General features: G+C 74.4%; 5 protein-coding genes. 2 read left to right on the top strand and 3 right to left on the bottom strand.

Features of this window, described 5'->3' with window-relative positions; all coding sequences use genetic code 11:
• Together ruvA and ruvB are read left to right on the top strand one after the other, a co-directional pair.
• Positions 1 to 516, top strand: a 516-nt coding sequence (gene ruvA, locus ACTUAL_RS10370; RefSeq protein ID WP_440900114.1) for a Holliday junction branch migration protein RuvA, incomplete at its 5' end; no start/stop codon positions are given.
• Positions 517 to 608: 92 nt separating this feature from the next.
• Positions 609 to 1,607 (top strand): Holliday junction branch migration DNA helicase RuvB, encoded by a 999-nt coding sequence (gene ruvB, locus ACTUAL_RS10365; protein WP_232520137.1) that lies wholly within the window; start codon positions 609 to 611, stop codon positions 1,605 to 1,607.
• 109 nt (positions 1,608 to 1,716) lie between these two features.
• On the opposite strand, the gene ACTUAL_RS10360 is transcribed toward ruvB, so the two are convergent.
• From ACTUAL_RS10360 to ACTUAL_RS10350, 3 genes are all read right to left on the bottom strand, one after another.
• Positions 1,717 to 2,265 (bottom strand): DinB family protein, encoded by a 549-nt coding sequence (locus tag ACTUAL_RS10360; RefSeq protein WP_440900113.1) that lies wholly within the window; start codon positions 2,263 to 2,265, stop codon positions 1,717 to 1,719.
• A gap of 108 nt (positions 2,266 to 2,373) precedes the next feature.
• A complete protein-coding gene (locus tag ACTUAL_RS10355; RefSeq protein ID WP_096492261.1) occupies positions 2,374 to 2,853 on the bottom strand; it encodes a TspO/MBR family protein in 480 nt (159 codons plus the stop codon).
• A gap of 213 nt (positions 2,854 to 3,066) precedes the next feature.
• Positions 3,067 to 3,291, bottom strand: coding sequence for a hypothetical protein (locus ACTUAL_RS10350; RefSeq protein WP_440900112.1), 225 nt, complete (start codon positions 3,289 to 3,291; stop codon positions 3,067 to 3,069).
• Between the last annotated feature and the right edge of the window lie 113 nt (positions 3,292 to 3,404).

The following is a 3,404-nucleotide window of genomic DNA, read 5'->3' as shown; positions in this document are numbered from 1 at the left end:
GTGCAGGCGACTCCCGCCACGCTCGCCTCGCTCCGGCGCGGTGAGGAGGCGGTGCTGTCGACGGCGCTGGTGGTCCGCGAGGACTCGTTGACGCTGTTCGGGTTCGCCGACGCCGACTCGCGGCAGCTGTTCGGCCTGCTCCAGACCGTGTCCGGCATCGGCCCCCGGCTGGCGCTGGCGACGTTGGCCGTGCTGGAGCCGGAGAAGCTGCGGGCCGCGCTCGCCGAGGGCAGCGTCAGCGTGCTCACCCAGGTGCCCGGCATCGGCCGCAAGGGCGCGGAGCGGCTGGTGATCGAGCTGCGGGACAAGGTCGGCCAGCTCGCGACCGCGCCCGCCGCCGACGGCGTGGTGGCGGTGGGCCGGGTGCGCGACCAGGTCGTGGAGGCGCTGCTCGGGCTCGGGTTCCCGGCCAAGCAGGCCGAGGCGGCGGTCGACGGCGTGCTCGCCGAGGACCCGTCGCTCGGCACGTCGGTCGTGCTGCGCAAGGCGCTGTCCGGGTTGGGGCGCAAGAAGTGACCGGGTTCGGGGGCGCCGACTTCACCGACTTCGGCGAGTTCGCGGACGGCGGGTTCGACGGCGGGTTCGACGGCGAGGAGGCGCTGAACCCGGTGCGCGAACCGGGCGAGCGCGACCTGGAGACCACGCTGCGCCCGAAGGACCTGCGCGAGTTCGTGGGCCAGCCGAAGGTGCGCGAGCAGCTGGAGCTGGTGCTGCACGGCGCGATGCGCCGGGGCGCGCCGCCGGACCACGTGCTGCTGTCCGGCCCGCCCGGCCTGGGCAAGACCAGCCTGGCGATGATCATCGCGGCGGAGCTGGGCGCGTCGCTGCGCATCACCTCCGGGCCCGCGCTGGAGCGGGCGGGCGACCTGGCGGCGATGCTGTCGAACCTGGTCGAGGGCGACGTGCTGTTCATCGACGAGATCCACCGCATGGCGCGCCCCGCCGAGGAGATGCTGTACCTGGCGATGGAGGACTTCCGGGTCGACGTCGTGGTCGGCAAGGGTCCGGGCGCGACCAGCATCCCGCTCGACATCGCCCCGTTCACCCTGGTCGGGGCCACCACCCGGTCGGGCGCGCTGACCGGCCCGCTGCGCGACCGGTTCGGGTTCACCGGTCACATGGAGTTCTACACGCCGGAGGAACTCGACCTGATCGTGCGACGGTCGGCGGTGATCCTGGGCGTCGACCTGCGCGAGGACGGCGCGGCCGAGATCGCCGGGCGCTCGCGCGGCACGCCCCGCATCGCGAACCGGCTGCTGCGCCGGGTGCGGGACTTCGCCGAGGTGAGGGCGGACGGCGCGGTGACGCTGGACGTGGCGCGGGCGGCGCTCGCGGTGTACGACGTGGACGAGCTGGGCCTGGACCGGCTGGACCGGGCGGTGCTCGGCGCGCTGGTGCGCTCGTTCGGCGGCGGCCCGGTGGGCGTGTCGACCCTGGCGGTGGCGGTCGGCGAGGAGCCGACGACCGTGGAGGAGGTCTGCGAGCCGTACCTGGTGCGCGCCGGGATGCTGGCCCGCACCCCGCGCGGCCGGGTGGCGACGGCCCTGGCCTGGCAGCACCTCGGCCTGGAACCCCCGGATCACGCGCCGGGCCTGCTGGAGGGCTGACCTGCCGGGGAGCCGGGCGGAACGGCGGAACGGCGGGCGGTCCCGGTGCACCCGGAACCGCCCGCCGCCCTCGCCCCGCACCGTTGGCGTCGGCCGGGATCGCGCCCCGTCAGCCCATCGTCTTCTGCCCGTCGATCGACTCGCGGATGATGTCCGCGTGCCCGGCGTGCTGCGCGGTCTCGGCGATCAGGTGCACCAGCACCCGCCGCACCGTCCTGGTCGCGCCCGGCTCGAACCACGGCGCGATCGGCAGCTCCCGCGCCCGGTCCAGGTCCAGTCCGGGGATCGCCGCGTCGGTCTCCGCCGCGACCCGCGCGTACTCGGCCAGCAGCTCCTCGGCGGTCTGGTCCTCCGCGATCCGGAACTCCTCGCGGAACGCCTCCTCCACGGCGGCCAGCCCGGCCGAGTCCGAGGGGAAGTCCATCACGTGCGGCTCGCCCTTGGCGAAGCGCATCCACTCGGCCTCCATGGCCGTGAGGTGCTTGACGATGCCGCCCAGGGTCAGCTCGCTCACCGTGCTCCGCGCGGTCAGCTGCTCCCGCGTCACGCCGCCCAGCGTGTGCCGCAGGAACCCCCGGTGGGTTTGGAGCGCCTCGACCAGGTCGGCGACCTCGGCGGTGCTGTTCGCGGGACCGGCGGCGGGTGCTGCGGTGGTCATGGTTCCCCCTCTTTCGTGGTCTGGGGGGAACCTACGAGGCGATGCGGTCAGCTCCGGTCCTCGTTCGACCGGAGGACCGCCCCACTCTCGGGTGAACTTCGGGTGGGGTCAGTTCAGCGCCACGATCGCCGCGTTGAGCGCCGTCGCGAACCCGACCCACAGCAGGTACGGCACGAGCAGCAGCCCGGACGCCCGGTGGCCGCGCCGCAGGAACACCACGATCAGCGCCACGATCGAGGCGAGGAGCAGGACGATGTCCGCCAGCGCGACCGCGTACAGGTCGGCGGCGAAGAACAGCGGGGTCCACAGGCCGTTCAGCACGAGCTGCGCCGCGAACAGCCCCAGCTCCCAGCGCACGCCCTCGCGCTTCCAGAACAGCCACCCGGACACCGCGATCATCACGTAGAGCACGGTCCACACCGGACCGAACAGCCACGGCGGCGGCGCCCACGACGGGGTTTCCAGGGCCTGGTACTCGGTCGCCGCGGACATCGAGGCGAGCGACCCCGCCACGGCGACCAGCGCCACCGCCGCGCCGAACGCCGCCAGTCCTACCACCGGGTGTCGTCGTGCCGCCAGATCAGCCATGCCCCGAGGCTAGGAGCGCCCGGCGCGGCGCGCACGACAGAACGAGCACGGGCGGTCACCAGAAGCGGCGCGTCACCCGGACGCACGGTCCGCTGCCCCGAACGGGGCTGCGGGTGGTCCCGCCGGTGGGGCAGGCTCCGCCGCGCGGGGCGCGCCGGGTGGCCGGTCCCCGCGGACGAGCGCCGCCGGGGCGCCCGCCCGCAGGCTTCGCGCTCACGCCGCCTGCGGCGGCGCGCCGAGCAGCGCGCGACCGGTCTCGGTCCGCACGACGGGACCCGAGGTGCCCGCGATCAGCCCGGACACGACCAGCCTGCGGCCGAGGAACTGGTCGCAGCACGACAGCCCGTCCACCATCAGGTTCCCCTGGTCGAGCGTGCAGCGGCCCTCCGCCACCGCGCGCAGGACGGCGTGCTCCCTGGGTGTGAGGTTCGTGGTCATGGCGATCTCCTCCCGTGCGTTTGCTCACCTCGGTACGGCTCGCGACGCCGGGGCAATAGCCCGTTCCGGTTGTCAAAGGGGAGCACGGGTTGCGGTCCAGGTGCCGATGCCCG

The sequence above is a fragment of the Actinosynnema sp. genome, assembly GCF_052038725.1.
Note: the sequence above shows the minus strand (reverse complement) of the source record. Positions and strands in the feature narration are given on the sequence as shown.

Excerpts from the sequence above, each read along its gene's own strand:
- ACTUAL_RS10355 (WP_096492261.1), bottom strand. The coding sequence starts at position 2,853 with ATGGCTGATCTGGCGGCACGACGACACCCGGTGGTAGGACTGGCGGCG.
- ACTUAL_RS10360 (WP_440900113.1), bottom strand. The coding sequence starts at position 2,265 with ATGACCACCGCAGCACCCGCCGCCGGTCCCGCGAACAGCACCGCCGAG.
- ACTUAL_RS10350 (WP_440900112.1), bottom strand. The coding sequence starts at position 3,291 with ATGACCACGAACCTCACACCCAGGGAGCACGCCGTCCTGCGCGCGGTG.